Here is a 17,471-nt window from a genome sequence, read left to right on the forward strand (position 1 = left end):
GACAGAGAACGACGAAAGTTCTTTTAAAAGATGCAATCATGTAACGAGCGGTAAGACGCGAGGGATTCGAAGCAAGCGCAAGCGAGTGGAGGAGAAATCAAGTCAAACTGTTTAGTTTAGAAAAGAAGAAGGATAGATTGAATATAGGGGGAAGGGTATTGTATAAAGATATATAATACAAATAACTAGAGATTCTATTTATTAGACAATTCCAAAGAATAAAAAGATAAGTAGAGTCAGGAAGTTATCAAACACAACATTTTACAATGGAGAGTTTGATCCTGGCTCAGGATGAACGCTAGCGGCAGGCCTAATACATGCAAGTCGGACGGGATTTGGGAGCTTGCTCCTAATGAGAGTGGCGCACGGGTGCGTAACACGTATGTAACCTACCTTGATCAGGGGGATAGCCTCTCGAAAGAGAGATTAAGACCGCATAACATTGCAATATGGCATCATAAAGCAATCAAATATTTATAGGATCAAGATGGGCATGCGGAACATTAGCTAGTTGGTGTGGTAACGGCATACCAAGGCTACGATGTTTAGGGGATCTGAGAGGATGACCCCCCACACTGGTACTGAGACACGGACCAGACTCCTACGGGAGGCAGCAGTAAGGAATATTGGTCAATGGGCGGAAGCCTGAACCAGCCATGCCGCGTGCAGGAAGACGGCCCTACGGGTTGTAAACTGCTTTTGCAGGGGAATAAACCTCGATATGTATATCGAGCTGAATGTACTCTGAGAATAAGGATCGGCTAACTCCGTGCCAGCAGCCGCGGTAATACGGAGGATCCAAGCGTTATCCGGATTTATTGGGTTTAAAGGGTGCGTAGGTGGTTTTTTAAGTCAGGGGTGAAAGACGGCAGCTTAACTGTCGCAGTGCCTTTGATACTGAAGAACTTGAATTAACTAGAGGTAGGCGGAATGTGACAAGTAGCGGTGAAATGCATAGATATGTCACAGAACACCAATTGCGAAGGCAGCTTACTATGGTTATATTGACACTGAGGCACGAAAGCGTGGGGATCAAACAGGATTAGATACCCTGGTAGTCCACGCCCTAAACGATGAATACTCGATGTTGGCGATATACGGTCAGCGTCTAAGCGAAAGCGTTAAGTATTCCACCTGGGGAGTACGCCCGCAAGGGTGAAACTCAAAGGAATTGACGGGGGCCCGCACAAGCGGAGGAGCATGTGGTTTAATTCGATGATACGCGAGGAACCTTACCCGGGCTTGAAAGTTAGTGAATAGAGCAGAGACGCTCTAGTCCTTCGGGACACGAAACTAGGTGCTGCATGGCTGTCGTCAGCTCGTGCCGTGAGGTGTTGGGTTAAGTCCCGCAACGAGCGCAACCCCTATGTTTAGTTGCCAGCACGTTAAGGTGGGGACTCTAAACAGACTGCCTATGCAAATAGAGAGGAAGGAGGGGACGACGTCAAGTCATCATGGCCCTTACGTCCGGGGCTACACACGTGCTACAATGGTCAGTACAGAGGGCAGCTACCTGGCAACAGGATGCCAATCTCACAAAGCTGATCACAGTTCGGATCGGGGTCTGCAACTCGACCCCGTGAAGTTGGATTCGCTAGTAATCGCGTATCAGCAATGACGCGGTGAATACGTTCCCGGGCCTTGTACACACCGCCCGTCAAGCCATGGAAGCTGGAAGTGCCTGAAGTGCGTAACCGTAAGGAGCGTCCTAGGGTAAAGTCGGTAACTGGGGCTAAGTCGTAACAAGGTAGCCGTACCGGAAGGTGTGGCTGGAATACCTCCTTTCTGGAGCAATACCCACCCTGATCTGTTCTTTCTGACAGATAACTGAGCAGGACAGCTCGCTACATGATTATCTTTTAAATTAGTTGAATAGAGATTAGTTGAATAGAGATTAGTAACCGAAAGGAAACAATCACTAATTCACTCAATCACTAACTCACTAATTACAAACACTAAGGAAAACCCAAAAGATGAAGCCACAGTGGCGATAACATCTGAGAGGCGGGATTGTAAGAAATTACGATTTACGATTTACGAGTTACGATTGACTAAAAATCCGAGATCGTAAATCAGCGATCCGAAATCGAGAAGTCCTGTAGCTCAGCTTGGTTAGAGCACTACACTGATAATGTAGGGGTCAGCAGTTCAAATCTGCTCGGGACTACAAGGTGAAGTACTTAGTAGTAAGTATCAAGTAGCAAGATGAGAGTCTTGATACTAAATACTAGCTACTTAATACTAAAATCTTAAGGGGGATTAGCTCAGCTGGCTAGAGCACCTGCCTTGCACGCAGGGGGTCAACGGTTCGAATCCGTTATTCTCCACGATGCCTCAAAGATGTGAGACATGAGACGTGAGATATGAGAAAAGACGTAAGTCAATCTCAATACTCAAATCTCAATACTCAAATCTGCGAAGCAAAACGTTCTTTGACATATTGGAAGAAGTAATTGAAAAACGAGAAAACAACAGTAGGGACGTTGTTTTTAAGAATCAAGAACTAAGAATTAAGAAACAAGATGTAAATCTTGCTACTTAATACTAAAACTTGATACTAAAAAAGCAACTGACTGAAATAATAAAGACATACCATGCCGAGCAAAAGGCGGCAAAGGTAGAAGAAAGTAAGAAAGGGTATACGGGGGATGCCTTGGCTCTCAGAGGCGATGAAAGACGTGATAAGCTGCGATAAGTTACGGGGATTTGCAAATAAGATTTGATCCGTAAATTTCTGAATGGGGAAACCTAACTAGTTGAAGACTAGTTGCAATAGCGCAAACCTGCTGAACTGAAACATCTAAGTAAGCAGAGGAAGAGAAAATAATAATGATTTCCTGAGTAGTGGCGAGCGAAAGGGAAGAAGCCCAAACCGGCTATGTTACGGCATAACCGGGGTTGTAGGACCACAATATGACTATCAAAATGAACCGGAACGGGGTGGGAAACCCGGCCATAGAGCATGAGAGCTGCGTACGGGTAAGTAATGATAAGATAGTGGTATCCTGAGTACCGCGAGGTCGGAGACGCCTTGTGGGAATCTGCCGGCACCATCCGGTAAGGCTAAATACTCCTGAGAGACCGATAGTGAACCAGTACCGTGAGGGAAAGGTGAAAAGAACCCCGAACAGGGGAGTGAAATAGAACCTGAAACCGTATACTTACAAGCGGTCGGAGCCCTTCTGGGGTGACGGCGTGCCTTTTGCATAATGAGCCTACGAGTTACTCTTCACTGGCAAGGTTAAGTGTTTAAGACACGGATCCGAAGCGAAAGCGAGTCTGAATAGGGCGCATAGTCAGTGGAGGTAGACGCGAAACCTTGTGATCTACCCATGAGCAGGTTGAAGGTGCCGTAACAGGTACTGGAGGACCGAACCGATAAACGTTGAAAAGTTTCCGGATGACTTGTGGGTAGGGGTGAAAGGCTAATCAAACTGGGAAATAGCTCGTACTCCCCGAAATGTTTTTAGGAACAGCCTGGCGGTTGAGTTATAAAGAGGTAGAGCTACTGATTGGGTGCGGGGGAGTCAAATCCTACCAAATCCAGACAAACTCCGAATGCTTTATAATATACGCTGGAGTGAGGCTATGGGTGCTAAGGTCCATGGCCGAGAGGGAAAGAACCCAGACCATCAGCTAAGGTCCCCAAATTACCGCTAAGTTGAACTAACGAGGTCCGATTGCACAGACAGCTAGGATGTTGGCTTGGAAGCAGCCATTCATTTAAAGAGTGCGTAACAGCTCACTAGTCGAGCGATCGGGCATGGATAATAAACGGGCATTAAGCGGTATACCGAAGCTATGGATTTGCAGTAATGCATCTGGTAGGGGAGCATTCTATTTGCGGCGAAGCAGGAAGGTAACTGACTGTGGAGGGAATAGAAAAGCAAATGTAGGCATAAGTAACGATAAGGCGGGAGAGAAACCCGCCCACCGAAAGACTAAGGTTTCCTGATCAACGCTAATCGGATCAGGGTTAGTCGGGGCCTAAGGTGAAGCCGAAGGGCGTAGCCGATGGACAACTGGTTAATATTCCAGTACGTTTTATAACTGCGATGCAGTGACGGAGTAGTGAAACTGACGCGAACTGACGGAATAGTTCGTTAAAGGCCGTAGGTATAGAGTTTGTAGTTAAGTACGCAGACTTTGCTGAAAGCCGATAGTACTCGGAACCTTCGGGGGATGGGATAGTTCAGGTAATCAGACTTCCAAGAAAACCTGCTAAGCTTCAGGTTATAAAACCCCGTACCGTAAACCGACACAGGTAGTCGAGGAGAGAATCCTAAGGTGCTCGAGTGAATCATGGCTAAGGAACTCGGCAAAATGGCCCTGTAACTTCGGGAGAAGGGGCGCTGGTAGCAATATCAGCCGCAGTGAAAAGGCCCAGGCGACTGTTTAACAAAAACACATGGCTTTGCAAAATCGAAAGATGACGTATAAGGCCTGACACCTGCCCGGTGCCGGAAGGTTAAGAGGGGATGTTAGTCGCAAGGCGAAGCATTGAATCGAAGCCCCGGTAAACGGCGGCCGTAACTATAACGGTCCTAAGGTAGCGAAATTCCTTGTCGGGTAAGTTCCGACCTGCACGAATGGTGTAACGATCTGGGCGCTGTCTCAGCCATGAGCTCGGTGAAATTGTGGTATCGGTGAAGACGCCGGTTACCCGCAACGGGACGGAAAGACCCCATGCACCTTCACTACAACTTAACATTGATATCGGATACAGGATGTGTAGGATAGGTGGGAGACTGTGATCTGGCTTCGCTAGGAGTCAGTTAGTCAACGTTGAAATACCACCCTTTCTGTATTTGGTGTCTAACTCCGCATAGCGGAGGACATTGTTTGGCGGGTAGTTTGACTGGGGTGGTCGCCTCCAAAAAGGTAACGGAGGCTTTCAAAGGTAAGCTCAGTACGCTTGGTAACCGTACGCGGAGTGCAATAGCATAAGCTTGCTTGACAGTGAGACAGACAAGTCGAGCTGGGTCGAAAGACGGATATAGTGATCCGGTGGTTCTGCATGGAAGGGCCATCGCTCAAAGGATAAAAGGTACGCTGGGGATAACAGGCTGATCTCCCCCAAGAGCTCATATCGACGGGGAGGTTTGGCACCTCGATGTCGGCTCGTCACATCCTGGGGCTGGAGAAGGTCCCAAGGGTTGAGCTGTTCGCTCATTAAAGTGGCACGCGAGCTGGGTTCAGAACGTCGCGAGACAGTTCGGTCCCTATCTGTTGTGGGCGTTGGAAGTTTGAGTGGGGCTGACCTTAGTACGAGAGGACCGGGTTGGACTAACCTCTGGTGAATCTGTTATGCCGCCAGGTGTACTGCAGAGTAGCTACGTTGGGAATAGATAAGCGCTGAAAGCATCTAAGTGCGAAACTAGCCACGAGATGAGACTTCCATTGAGGGTCGTAGCAGACTACTACGTTGATAGGTTACAGGTCTAAAGGTGGTGACATCATAGCCGAGTAATACTAATCGCCCGAAGCTTTCTTCGGTTGGAATATAGGGGTGCAGACTTGTCTGCACCCTGACAACACAACACAGATAGATTCTAATTAATGCTGTTGTTTTCTCGAATTCATTTGCTTCTTTCAATAATATGTCATTGTTTGGTTTAAGTATCAAGTAGTTAGTATCAAGTATCAAGATACAGCGTACAGATATAGAACAAACAAATAAAAAACTGTTGGTTAAGCGGTATACAGGTCTTGTTACTTGATACCCGCTACTAAATACTAACAAAAAATCTTCAGGTGCCTATATCGGCGGTGTCCACCTCTTCCCATTCCGAACAGAGAAGTTAAGCCCGCCAGAGCCGATGGTACTGCGGTAAAACGTGGGAGAGTAGGTCGGTGCCCAATCTTAAATCAGCTCCATATCGAAAGATGTGGGGCTTTTTTTATGCCTTACCTTAAGCTGCGCTGTCATTGGTCATTAGTTCATGGCACTCTTTACCATCAACCATCTCCACATCCCCGCACCGTCCCACCGTGCGGATGAGACAATGTGGGACAGCTGAGACACCTGGTTTAACTAAGCAGCTGGTAATAAACAGTTTGCAGTATATGCCTGGGACAAGTTGGGACAGGTGGGGACAAATATTCAAATACCTGTTAATTAAGGGAATTTTAGCCGCCACAAAAGCGGGTAAAACACATATTCAATAATAACGCTATGTTTTTGAGCGTTTCGAGCACTTTCTGGCACGTTTTAGCGTGTTTTTAAGGCCTTTATAAATACAGTATTTTAAAAAATAACAGCATCCGGTAGGCTTGTATCAGATCGAAAAAAGTAAATGCTATAACACCGGCGGCTACAAGGCTCCACCAGATATTGGAGCCATAAAAACGCCTGACGGAAAGGAAGAAGTATATTCCTACTAAAATTGGCGTTAATATGCCTACTAACTGGTCAATGTCGCTTTGGTGCTTGCCATTAAAAAAGGCTGCAAGCGGGAACATAATGCAATAAATTTCTAAAAAGAAAACGCATAAAATAAAGGCCACAAAATGCAGGGCGAATATAAGGTGCTCCACAAACATGCGTTTGTAGGTAATAAATAATAAACTGCACATGATGCCGTAAATTGGGATAAATGCAAAAATATAGGCCTTTGATTCGCTTTTTATTTTGGTATCAAAAACACCTGCATATAATTTCTCTGTAACCTTCAGATCTGCTATTTTTTGAGCCACAATGCGCTCGGTATCATAATTTGTAAAAGGTTTATAATGGGTGTAGTTATATAGCGAAAGGCTGTAAGGGTTAAACATCATCAGCATAAAAAACAGCAGGTTTATTACTATAAAAAACGCAATGGGTTTCATGTAACGGGTTTGCCGCCCTTCTACAAAGTCTGACGCGAGCTGACCGGGTTTGGTAAACAGCGTTTTTATGGTGCGCAAAAACTTGGTATCGAAATGGATTAAGCCCTCCAGCGTTTCTTCGGCGAAATGTTTAATGGTTAATTGATGCTTATCGAAGCGTTTTTCGCCACAGTTAGGGCAGAATGTTTCGGGCAGGTCGTGCTGGCAGTTTTTGCAAATTGTGGTAGTCATTACAGGCTGTGCTTATAACCAAATATATATATTTAATTAGTAGTTAACAAGCTGAGGTTGGATGGGTGTTGGTGCTATTATGCAGCCTCCAGGTGTTGTCATCCCACAAGTGCGGCAGTGGGCAGGATGTATGCGTTTCACAAAAATATACGACACATGCGAAACAAATGAAACGCCTTTTACCGTAAATGCCTGATTATAATTGGTTTGCAACTTTAGGGTGAAACAGAATGAAACTACTTATTCGTTAGGAAAATTTAGCTGTAAAATCGCGTTAACTTACTGTTTATCAAGTGGTTGGTAAAGATTGAATTTTCATCGTTTTTAGGGGGATGGTGAAACGCTTTTGAAACGTAGGGCGCTTGAAAAGACATGATAGCTACAAGAAAGTCACGAGTACTCCCACACCTTTGCCGCCCGCTGCATACTCGCGCCAGATTGGGAAGAGTAAAATTTAGCCGTGCTGCATACGCGCGTTAATGGGAGTGTAGTATTTTTATTATCTTTGGGCTAACCTAATTATAAATCAATGAGTTATTTCAGTGATAACTATGATTCTTTATCATATCCTATCCAAACAGGCACAAAAAAAGGGCTGAGAAATGCTCAACTTGGAGCAATCCATGCTATATCAAGTCACTTCACAATTCACGACCGAGAACCAGCTATTATTATTATGCCAACAGGTTCGGGGAAGACTGGAGTTCTATTCCTTTCTGCATTTGTTTTACGGGTTAGGAGGGTGTTAGTAATTACTCCAAGTAAACTCGTCAGAAATCAAATTTCTGAGGGATTTGGAAACTTAAGCGTATTGATAGATAACGGAATTTTATCCAAAAACATTAAAACGCCAAAAGTCAAAGAAGTTACTGAGGTTCTTGACACTGACGCAAAATGGAACGACTTATCAAATTTTGATGTCGTAGTCTCTACGCCAAATAGCTTGCCAATTAACAGTTGGCAGGTAAATCCTCCCGACGGTTTATTTGACCTAGTATTAATTGATGAATCTCATCACAGCCCAGCGCATACATGGAATTCTCTATTGAAACATTTTACAAAAGCTAAGAAAATCTTGTTTACCGCCACTCCGTTTAGGCGAGATAAAAAAGAAATAAAAGGTAGTTTTATATATAATTATCCGATTTCGAAAGCATTTGAGGATAACATATTTGGGCCTATTGATTTTATAGCAGTTAAAGAGTATGCGGGCCGTTCAAACGATATTAGTCTGGCAGGAGAAGCGCAGCGGGTTTTTGACGCGGATAAAAAAAAGGGTTTTAAACACTACTTACTAATCAGGACTGATACAAAAACACACTCCAAGGAACTTTTGGAGGTGTATTCAAAAAACACCACTTTAAGGCTGAAGCGCATCGATAGTACATTTTCGTCAAAGCAGGTTAATGGAATTATCTCGCAACTTCTAAAGGAGGAATTGGATGGAATTATTTGTGTTGACATGCTTGGGGAAGGGTTCGACTTTCCTCATTTAAAAATTGGAGTAATACATCATCCACACAAATCTTTGGCGGTCACACTTCAATTCATAGGAAGATTTGCGAGAACAAACGCTGCAAACATTGGTTCGGCAAAATTCCTTGCAATTCCGAATGAAATAGAATTTCTTAAATTAGAATTATACCAGGAAGGCGCGGTTTGGAAAGACATTATAGTTGAGATTAGCGAAAATACTATTGCAAGTGAATTAAACGTGCGAAAAACTCTCAAGGAATTTGTATCACAGCCGGTCGAATTTGAAGATGAAAGGGATATATCATTATACTCTCTGAAACCATTCCATCACGTAAAAATATATGAGGTGCCAAGAAGCATCAATATTTTAAAGCAGATTATAATTCCGGATAACAATATTGATAAGCATTTCGTCAGCGAAGAGTTATCTGTAGCAGTGTACATTACGAAAGAAATCCAAAAGCCGAAATGGTTATCCACAGATGAACTTATAAATGTTAATTTTAATTTGTTTATAATCTATTATGACTCCAATAGTCAATTACTATATATAAACTCTACACGAAAAACACTTGATACCTATAAACAAATTGCCGAACAGTATTTAGATGGTATACCTAAACAATTACCATTGGAGTTAATATATAAGGTAATTGCAGACTTAAGTAATCCTGAAGTATTCAATTTAGGATTAAGAAGCAAAAATACTATCAATAATGCTGAGTCCTATTTAATAAAAGCAGGGTCACATGTTCAAAACGCTATTAAGTCAAACGAAATAAACTTGTATGAAGGTGGGCATATGTTTTTGAGAGGTCAGGAAGGTGGATCTTACAAGACGATTGGGTATAGTAGTTCGAGCAAAGTTTGGAGTAATGCAACCTCGACAATCGTAGATTTTATAAAATGGTGTTCTGCCCTTTCCATAAAAATTCTTAATACTAAGGAAGTAGTGACAAATACTGACCTGGATAAAATTAGCATGAGAAAAGTGGTTGCAGCTATACCTGGAGATGTGATTTTTGCATTTTGGGACGCTCATAGATTTAGAAATCATTATTGATTTAGTTCAATCAAGTAAAAATGAGATATGCTTCTATATTGGCAATGAGGTATTCATGGAGCAATATAAATTCACTATAGAAGATTTCTTTGTTCGGAATTCCATTGGGTATAACAAACTATTTGTAATTACGCAAGACGCTGAGAGTATTGAATTATCCACCTTCTTACATGAATATCCGATAACATTTTATTTTAAAGATTTCGCTTCATTAAGATTAAACGAAATCAGTGAGAAGTCAATAAGAAATGGTTCGTCTTTCAATATCCAAAAAGTGAATGTTTTAGACTGGAGCGATACGGACATTGAGTGCGAATTTTCCGGCAATTCAGCTGGAAAAATTCACATACATAGAAAAATCGAAAACTTTTTGATAGGTAGAAACCCTGATGTACTAATTTATGACCATGGTTCAGGGGAAATGGCGGATTTCGTTTTCATTAAAGATGGAACATATTCGTTGGAAATCGAATTGTATCACTGTAAGGGATCAGGGGGTAAATTGACAGGAAATAGAGTTGACGACGTATATGAAGTTTGTGGCCAATCTATAAAGTCTGGCGTATGGACCAATTCAGCAATCCTAAAAGATAAAATAGAAAAGAGACTAAGTCGAACGAATCCTTCGACTTTTATAATTGGGGACAACATCCTCTTAAACAAAATCTTTGCCTTAAACAAAATGATTCAATTTAAAATTGTTGCAGTTCAGCCTGGATTATTAAAAGAAAATATTGCGCCCAACATTTCTGAAATATTAGCTGCGACGGACAGCTACATTGAAAACGGAGACTCTATAAAATTCAACTTAATTACTTCGTAATCTAATAAATTGAAGATAAACGGTATACATTCTCCTGCAGGCTTTCAATCGCTGCCGGAGTCCATTCCTCCATCGGCTGCACACGCGTACCGGGTGTACCGTCTCGTTATTGCAAACCGTCGCGTTATGCTACTGAACCAACAGTCTTGCGTTAGCAACGGATACCGGCCTCAGCGCCTAAGGCCTGCGGGCGTATGAGTGGATAGCGCGGGCCGCAGGCAACGCCATTGTTATTAATTGCGCATATGCCCACCGCGCTTACCTTGCCCCGCTCTGGCCGCGGAGGCCTTTTTTCTTTTTCTTGATAAAAAGAAACAAAACTAAGCGCAGCGATCTCATGAACATAAAAAACAAACAACAAGTGAATAAATCATTCAGCAGAAAATGCTTCTTTGCCGCACATGGCCTTTGCGCTGCAAAACGCAATGCGCCACGGCTACGTCCCGTTGCGGCGGGTTAACCAGTCCGCTTTGTTAGCCTGTACCGCAACGTTACTGATGCCTTTCCCAACGCGCGGGCCAGTTGCGCATTGCGTTTTCGCCCGAAGCTGATCTGCTGACGTGGTGCTTCTATAGTAATAGTGCAATATTTGGGCAATTGCAACTAATCACCTAATCAACCATCCTCCTAATCAACCATCCACTTAATCACCCAACCACTCATCACCTGCCACCCGCCACTGCTGCTACCTAAACTCACGCAAACCCCAATCTTAACCTACAAATGACCAAAGCTTAAAACTAATTAGCCTACTTTTGAAGAACATCATTTAATTATCTATCTTAAGGCCGCAACAGCAGTAAACCGCATGCTATCAGAATCAACTTACATACCCGCCCGTGTAGTGGCGCCAACTATTGAGGCCCATTTTGCTACTCACCTGGCTGATGCGCGGCTGCAGGGTGCGCTTGATTTGGGTTGCGAACCATCGGCGGCTATTATTGAGTCGGTAATTGATGTTTGTTTTTGGGCAAGTTTGCGTAAAGAGGAGGGTAAATCGCCAAAGATTTCGCTGGCGTTGCTGCCGCCTCATCAGGCTATACACCCATTGGTTTTTGGTAACCGGCTGCGCCTTACGCCGCACAACCTTACCAAACTGGCCCCGGCGGTTGAGAGCCCCGGGATACATTTGGGCGTTTGGTTTGACGATAACGAAGAGCTGTACGTGTGGGGCACCACGCTGGCCATACCGGGTATTTGCCTGGTTTTAGAGGTTATTGAGCCGGGCATGTTGGTGGTAAAACACAGCCGCATTGATGGCTATGGCAAGTTTGTAAACATTGCCGTTTTAAAAGGTGATGAGATAAAAGTGATTGACGAGCAGAACACGGGTTTGCTGCATTGCCCGGGCCTGTTAACGTCATTAGCCAATATGCCTTCGTTTTTACTGGAGGAGTCTGTTAATATTATTGTTGAGCTGGCGGCTGCCATGCGGTCGCACAAACGGGGGGGACTGGTATTGATTGTGCCGTCGTACACTGATGACTGGATGAAATCTATTGTGCAGCCAATTGCTTACCCTGTTACGCCGCCATTTACCGGCGTTGCAGCGCTGATGCAGGAGAACGCTACTGAGCGGCTGCGGTTGGGCTGGCGCGATGCCCTGCACCGCGCTATTGATACCGTGGGCGGCTTTACTGCTGTTGACGGGGCCACCATTATTAACCGCGATTACGAGGTGATGGCTTTTGGCGCTAAAGTGGCGCGGGCGGAAATGAGTTCGCCGGTGGATGAGATCATTACTACCGAGCCGGTTATTGATTCGGTGCCGCGCTACGTTCATCCCAGCAAAAGCGGCGGTACGCGCCATTTAGCGGCTGCCCAGTTTGTGTATGATCAGCGGGATGCGATTGCCCTGGTAGCATCGCAGGATGGGCATTTTACCGTTTTTGCCTGGGCGCCAGATATGGAGATGGTGCATGCGCATAGGATTGATACGTTGTTGCTGTAAACAGCCTGTTAAGGCCGACGCGCCTATCTTTCCCCGCTGTGGCCTTTTTTCTTTTTCTTGTATTAAAAGATGAGCTGCTAAATACATTACCTATCGCTGGCGAGGCTTTTACGCACTTGGCCTGCCCCGCTCATTTGCCGCGGAGGCCTTTTTTCTTTTTCTTGTATTAAAGATGAGCTGCTAACCACATTACCTATCGCTGGCGAGGCTTTTACGCACTTGGCTTGCCCCGCTCATTTGCCGCGGAGGCGTTTTTTCTTTTTCTTAATAAAAAGAAACAAAAATCAAGTCAGCAGAAAGGCTTCTTTGCCGCACGTGGCCTGCCCTGCAAATAAGGCAAAAACACGGGCTGTAAAATTTTTGCCCCGCTCTCGCTCGCGCGCGCCCCGGCTTCAGCAAAAAATTACTATGCCCCTGCTTGCGCACATGCCCACCGTCTTTTGCCTGATTTCGTCCGAAGCTGTCCTGCTGACGGGTTCTCTTCCAATAATAAATAGTGCTAAAAGAAAAGAAGCGCAAAGGCCCGTCAGGGTGCGCGGCCGGGAGTCTGGCCTGTGAAGTGGCAGCGATCAGCCTGACTTGATTTTTTGCTTCTTTTTTATCAAGAAAAAAGAAGAAGGCCTCCGCGGCCATAGCGGGCAAAGCAAGAGCGAAGGGCCAACCGTATGCAAAGCCTCCGCGGCTTGGCCAAGCGTGTTAATAATAGCCGGGTGTATAATTTTCTGAGATAGCGCCAACAATAATACCCTCACTAATTAACTAATCTCCAATTACTAATACCGATTTAGCAAAAAAAACCTAAATTTCTGTAACCAAATATTTTTGGAGGAGTTTACATGGATAATAACACAATATATTAATTGAACACGCTTACTGATAACGCCATTATGCTGAAAGTAAAAGCAGGGAATCTTGACCTGATGGGGCTGTTGTTTAAACGCCATCACAAGACACTGTTTAACTTTTTGTATCATATGACCTATCAGCGCGACGTTGCCGAGGATCTGGCGCAGCAGGTTTTTTACCGGATGCTGAAATACCGCGAAAGCTTTACGGGCAGCGGCGAATTTTTGCACTGGATGTTTACCATTGCCCGCAATGTGATAAAAGATCAGGGCCGGCGTAAAAAACTGCCAATGGCTGCCGCGCACATTGATGATATGATTGATATGGTACCCGGTCATACACATGTAGAGGAGGCCCTGGAGCGAAAACAAAGCGCCGAGCAACTGCGACGTGCGATGAGTGCTCTGAATGATGCTGAACGCGAGATATTGTCGTTAAGCAGGTTTCAGGAGCTGAAGAACCAGGAAGTGGCAGAGATACTTGGCATAACAGAGGGGGCGGTAAAAGTTAGACTGCACCGGGCCATGCATCAGTTAAAGCATGTTTATTTAACAACATTAAACAAAGAGCGCTATGAAATGTGAGCATTATGAAGAATTGTTTATAGGAAGATTACAAAATACACTTAACAGCGAGCAAGCTGCCGGGCTGGAGCAACATTTAAAAGCATGCCCCGCCTGCCGCGAAGAACTGGCAGCGTTAAGCATGGTTTGGCAGGATATGGCAACCATTGAAACGCCCGAACCTTCACCGGCAATGGAGGACAATTTTAACGCCATGCTGCAAAACTATAAGCAAGCGGAGGCCAAACAAGGTGCGTTGGCTAAACTTCGCAAAGGTTTAGCGCAATTATGGAACCGGCCTTCGGCATGGCCATTGAGTTACCAGTTGGTGGTTGTGTTGCTGAGTTTTTTCTGCGGATACATGGTTTTTTGGCAAGGAAAAGGTGCGCAGCAGGATAAACAGCTTGCAGAATTGAGCGGCCAGGTAAACGAGCTGAAGCAAACCATGATGCTGGCCATGCTTGAGAATCCATCAGCATCTGAGCGGATGAAGGCGGTTAGCTATACCGAAGAGCTGGACAACGCAGATCAGCAAGTTATTGCGGCTTTGTTAAGCACATTGAATAATGATGCTAACGTAAACGTGCGGTTAACCACATTAGAGGCCCTGGCCAAACTTGCCGACCATCCGGAGGTTAGGGAAGGATTGATCAGATCCGTAACACAGCAGGAATCGCCTTTAATGCAGTCGGCCATTGCGGATATAATGCTCAAACTGCAGGAGAAACGGGCCGTAAAGCCGTTAAAAAAGCTGCTTAAAGCACCCGGTTTAAATGAAGGTGTACGCGAGAAATTAACAGAAACCATCAAGAGTTTAATTTAACCCATTACAACATGAAAAGGATAATATTGATCCTGCTGATAGCAGGGTGGGGCAACTGTTTTGCCCAAAAAAAAGGCGAGTTTACCGCTACTGATCACTTCAGCAAAAAGTTTACACTTACTACTGCTGCAGCTAAAACCACTTTCGGGCTTTATAATACGTGGGGCAGTATAACGGTAGAGGGATACAACGGAAACGATGTAATAATTGAGGCAGAACAAACCATCTATGCCAAAACCGCCGAAGATTTGCAAAAGGCTAAAAGCGAGTTTAAAACAGGATTTATTCAAACTACCGATAGCATTATAGCCTACACCGCCGCGCCGCAGAATAACCGACCGGGTTTTAGGAATGTATATAACCAATGGCAGGGTTATTATGTAAAGCTTAACTATACGGTTAAGGTGCCTAACAATATCAATTTACACACCGTTACCATAAACGATGGCAACATCAGCATAAACAATGTGTACGGTGGCTTAAATGTAAGGAATGTTAACGGCGGAATAGCTATCACCAATGCTAAAAGCGCTACGCAGGCACATACCGTTAATGGCCCCGTTACTGCAACTTACCTGGCTGTTCCTGCTGAAGCTTCCAGCTATCAAACCATTAACGGCAAGGTAGAAGTTACCTACCCGGCAGCATATGCAGGCGATGTACAGTACAAAAGCTTTAACGGTCAGTTTTATACAGATTTTGACAATGTGCAGGGGGTAGCTACACAACCGGAGGTTACAAAAAATAAATCTGGCGGAGGTACCACTTACCGTATTAATAAAAACAGGCGTCTGCGAATTGGCAACGGCGGCAAGCTAACCACTTTTGAAACATTGAACGGGAATATCTACCTGAAAAGATCATAAACAAATTATTAATACCCCGACTTGAAAAAACCGATCCTGATATTGTTGATTGCAAGCTGCGGAAGTTCCTTTTTAGCAAAGGGACAGGCGAGGAATGATTTTGCCAGGGCAAAAAGCAATTCATCAAAGTTGTTGGATGAGGCGCTTGACAGCCTTAAAACACCATCAATTTCTGTTGCGGTGGGTATCAATAACAAGATAATTTGGACAAAAGCCATTGGTTATAAAGATCTGGAAAAACAAGAAGCGGCAGACATTAAAACTAAGTTCAGGATAGGCAGCTCATCCAAATCCATAACATCTGTGGGATTGGGTAAATTAATAGAAAGCGGGCAATTAAACCTTGATTCAGGCATTCGTTATTATGTTCCTTTTTTTGATGCCGCTAAGCCCCGTATCACTGTAAGGCAATTGGCTTCGCATTCTTCCGGTATCAGGAATTACAAAGATAAAGAGTTCAATAGCGATGCAGAATATCCCGGTATTGAAGAAAGTATGAAGGTTTTTATGTACGATACGCTGTTGTTTAAGCCCGGCGAAAAATTTGCTTATGCGACCTATAACTATACTGTATTAAGCGCTGCCATGGAGCAGATCACCAAAACCAACTTTCTTGATTATATGCAGAAAACTGTGTTTGCGCCATTGGGCATGAATAATACCACAGCTGATTATAAGTTGCGGGCAATAGCAGACAAGGCCGAGTTTTATAACTATGATGCAAAAGCAGGAAAGTATAAAAAAGCGCCCGAAGTTAATATCAGCAACAAGTGGGCCGGTGGTGGCTTTCTGTCAACACCGTCAGATATGGTAAAACTTGGGAACGCGCTTTTATCGGGCAAGATCCTGAACGCAACAACCACCACCGTTTTGTGGACGCCACAAAAGCTAAACAACGGAAAAATTAATGGTATAAACTATGCCATTGGTTGGAAAGTGGATACAGTTAAACTGTTTAACGGAACCAAGAGTGTAAGGCAGATCCATCATGGTGGAAGCGCAAGCGGGGGCACCGCCATGTTTGTACTATTCCCAGACTATCATTTGTCTGTGTGCATTCTGGCTAACCGCGATTTTGCATCAGCCGATTTTTTTAAATATGTCAATAAGATAGCCGAGGAATTCATATCCGAAAAAGAAAATAATAATTAATCATATATTTAATACATAATAAAATGAAGACAATAAAATTTATAGCACTGCTGCTAATCAGCACAATAATGGGTGGGCCATTAATGGCGCAAACAACATCGCAATTGAAAATACCTTTGACTAATCCGGGTAAGCCGTTTACATTAAATGTAAGCTTTCTAACAGCCACAATTGACGTTACTGCTTATGATGGGAATGAAATATTGATAGATGTTGTGACTGATGATACAAAACCCAAACCGACCACCAACTCAGGCGGCATGCGTGTTATTGGCGGAGGCAGTACCAGTGTTACCGCCATTGAAAAAGATAACAAGGTAAATATAACCGGCGATGCCATGGCCAAGAGGGGAAATGTGAAAATTAAGGTGCCCAGGGGCTCTAATACGTTTAAATTGAGTACCGTAAATGCACGCGGAATTACGGCAACTGATATCAGCGGCGAAATTGAAGTGAGTAATACCAACGGTGGCATAAAACTCAGTAACGTTTCCGGCTCAGTAGTAGCTAACACAACTAATGGCGATGTTATAGTAGTTTTTAGAACTATTGACGCAAAGGCCCCGATGGCGTTCACCACCTTAAATGGAAAGGTTGATATTACTGTGCCAGCTACAGTTAAAGCCAATATTAAACTACATACCGACAGGGGAGAGATCTTCAGCGATTTTGATGTGGCAGTAGAAGCAAGCACCCCAACCACAACACGCGGAAAAGACGGAAGCTACCGTTACAGCGATCAGGAATGGGTTACAGGCAAGTTAAACGGAGGCGGTCCTGAATTAACCATGAGGACCTTTAACGGCAATATCTTTATTCGCAAGGCTAAGTAAGCAGGCAAAAAACACC

The 17,471-nt window shown here is 44.2% G+C and carries 10 protein-coding genes, 2 tRNA genes and 3 rRNA genes; 13 read left to right on the top strand and 2 right to left on the bottom strand.

Features of this window, described 5'->3' with window-relative positions:
* Positions 1-263: 263 nt before the first annotated feature.
* The 5 genes from ACVW2L_RS00005 to rrf all read left to right on the top strand — a co-directional run bounded on the left by ACVW2L_RS00005 (position 264) and on the right by rrf (position 5,862).
* Positions 264-1,785 (top strand): 16S ribosomal RNA (locus tag ACVW2L_RS00005).
* A gap of 307 nt (positions 1,786-2,092) precedes the next feature.
* Positions 2,093-2,167 (top strand) — tRNA-Ile (locus ACVW2L_RS00010).
* A gap of 86 nt (positions 2,168-2,253) precedes the next feature.
* Positions 2,254-2,327, top strand: a tRNA-Ala gene (locus ACVW2L_RS00015).
* 293 nt (positions 2,328-2,620) lie between these two features.
* Positions 2,621-5,496: ribosomal RNA gene (locus ACVW2L_RS00020) — 23S ribosomal RNA — on the top strand.
* A gap of 254 nt (positions 5,497-5,750) precedes the next feature.
* Positions 5,751-5,862: ribosomal RNA gene (rrf, locus tag ACVW2L_RS00025) — 5S ribosomal RNA — on the top strand.
* The 16S, 23S and 5S rRNA genes sit together here with 2 tRNA genes alongside, the layout of an rRNA operon.
* 369 nt (positions 5,863-6,231) lie before the next feature.
* Here the strand turns inward: rrf and ACVW2L_RS00030 are convergent.
* On the bottom strand, positions 6,232-7,059 hold the full coding sequence (locus tag ACVW2L_RS00030; RefSeq protein WP_457125895.1) for a DUF3667 domain-containing protein: 828 nt from the start codon (positions 7,057-7,059) through the stop codon (positions 6,232-6,234).
* A 529-nt stretch (positions 7,060-7,588) separates the two neighbouring features.
* On the opposite strand from ACVW2L_RS00030, the gene ACVW2L_RS00035 reads away from it, so the two are divergent.
* The 3 genes from ACVW2L_RS00035 (at position 7,589) to ACVW2L_RS00045 (ending at position 12,372) form a co-directional block, all read left to right on the top strand.
* Positions 7,589-9,598: a DEAD/DEAH box helicase gene (locus tag ACVW2L_RS00035; protein ID WP_457125896.1), complete on the top strand. Its 2,010-nt coding sequence runs from the start codon at positions 7,589-7,591 to the stop codon at positions 9,596-9,598.
* A 55-nt stretch (positions 9,599-9,653) separates the two neighbouring features.
* Entirely contained in the window at positions 9,654-10,421 is a 768-nt protein-coding gene (locus ACVW2L_RS00040) for a hypothetical protein (protein WP_457125897.1), read from the top strand.
* Between the two features lie 808 nt (positions 10,422-11,229).
* A complete protein-coding gene (locus ACVW2L_RS00045; protein WP_457125898.1) occupies positions 11,230-12,372 on the top strand; it encodes a putative sensor domain DACNV-containing protein in 1,143 nt (380 codons plus the stop codon).
* Positions 12,373-12,636: 264 nt separating this feature from the next.
* Here ACVW2L_RS00045 and ACVW2L_RS00050 read toward each other — a convergent pair whose 3' ends face one another.
* On the bottom strand, positions 12,637-13,005 hold the full coding sequence (locus tag ACVW2L_RS00050) for a hypothetical protein (RefSeq protein ID WP_457125899.1): 369 nt from the start codon (positions 13,003-13,005) through the stop codon (positions 12,637-12,639).
* 227 nt (positions 13,006-13,232) lie between these two features.
* On the opposite strand from ACVW2L_RS00050, the gene ACVW2L_RS00055 reads away from it, so the two are divergent.
* From ACVW2L_RS00055 to ACVW2L_RS00075, 5 genes are read left to right on the top strand one after another with little or no spacing between them, the layout of a single operon-like run.
* Complete coding sequence (locus ACVW2L_RS00055) at positions 13,233-13,802, top strand: RNA polymerase sigma factor (protein ID WP_457125900.1); 570 nt, start codon at positions 13,233-13,235, stop codon at positions 13,800-13,802.
* Positions 13,792-14,604: a HEAT repeat domain-containing protein gene (locus tag ACVW2L_RS00060; RefSeq protein WP_457125901.1), complete on the top strand. Its 813-nt coding sequence runs from the start codon at positions 13,792-13,794 to the stop codon at positions 14,602-14,604. The genes ACVW2L_RS00055 and ACVW2L_RS00060 overlap by 11 nt, the downstream gene beginning before the upstream one ends.
* A gap of 11 nt (positions 14,605-14,615) precedes the next feature.
* Positions 14,616-15,470 (top strand): hypothetical protein, encoded by an 855-nt coding sequence (locus tag ACVW2L_RS00065; RefSeq protein ID WP_457125902.1) that lies wholly within the window; start codon positions 14,616-14,618, stop codon positions 15,468-15,470.
* Positions 15,471-15,491: 21 nt separating this feature from the next.
* A complete protein-coding gene (locus tag ACVW2L_RS00070) occupies positions 15,492-16,622 on the top strand; it encodes a serine hydrolase domain-containing protein (protein ID WP_457125903.1) in 1,131 nt (376 codons plus the stop codon).
* A 23-nt stretch (positions 16,623-16,645) separates the two neighbouring features.
* Complete coding sequence (locus ACVW2L_RS00075) at positions 16,646-17,455, top strand: DUF4097 family beta strand repeat-containing protein (RefSeq protein WP_457125904.1); 810 nt, start codon at positions 16,646-16,648, stop codon at positions 17,453-17,455.
* The last annotated feature ends 16 nt before the right edge of the window (positions 17,456-17,471 follow it).

It is taken from the genome of Mucilaginibacter sp. HD30 (assembly GCF_054061755.1).

Coding starts and splice junctions, on each gene's coding strand:
- ACVW2L_RS00030 (WP_457125895.1), bottom strand. CDS start 7,059: ATGACTACCACAATTTGCAAAAACTGCCAGCACGACCTGCCCGAAACA.
- ACVW2L_RS00035 (WP_457125896.1), top strand. CDS start 7,589: ATGAGTTATTTCAGTGATAACTATGATTCTTTATCATATCCTATCCAA.
- ACVW2L_RS00040 (WP_457125897.1), top strand. CDS start 9,654: ATGGAGCAATATAAATTCACTATAGAAGATTTCTTTGTTCGGAATTCC.
- ACVW2L_RS00045 (WP_457125898.1), top strand. CDS start 11,230: ATGCTATCAGAATCAACTTACATACCCGCCCGTGTAGTGGCGCCAACT.
- ACVW2L_RS00050 (WP_457125899.1), bottom strand. CDS start 13,005: ATGGCCGCGGAGGCCTTCTTCTTTTTTCTTGATAAAAAAGAAGCAAAA.
- ACVW2L_RS00060 (WP_457125901.1), top strand. CDS start 13,792: ATGAAATGTGAGCATTATGAAGAATTGTTTATAGGAAGATTACAAAAT.
- ACVW2L_RS00065 (WP_457125902.1), top strand. CDS start 14,616: ATGAAAAGGATAATATTGATCCTGCTGATAGCAGGGTGGGGCAACTGT.
- ACVW2L_RS00075 (WP_457125904.1), top strand. CDS start 16,646: ATGAAGACAATAAAATTTATAGCACTGCTGCTAATCAGCACAATAATG.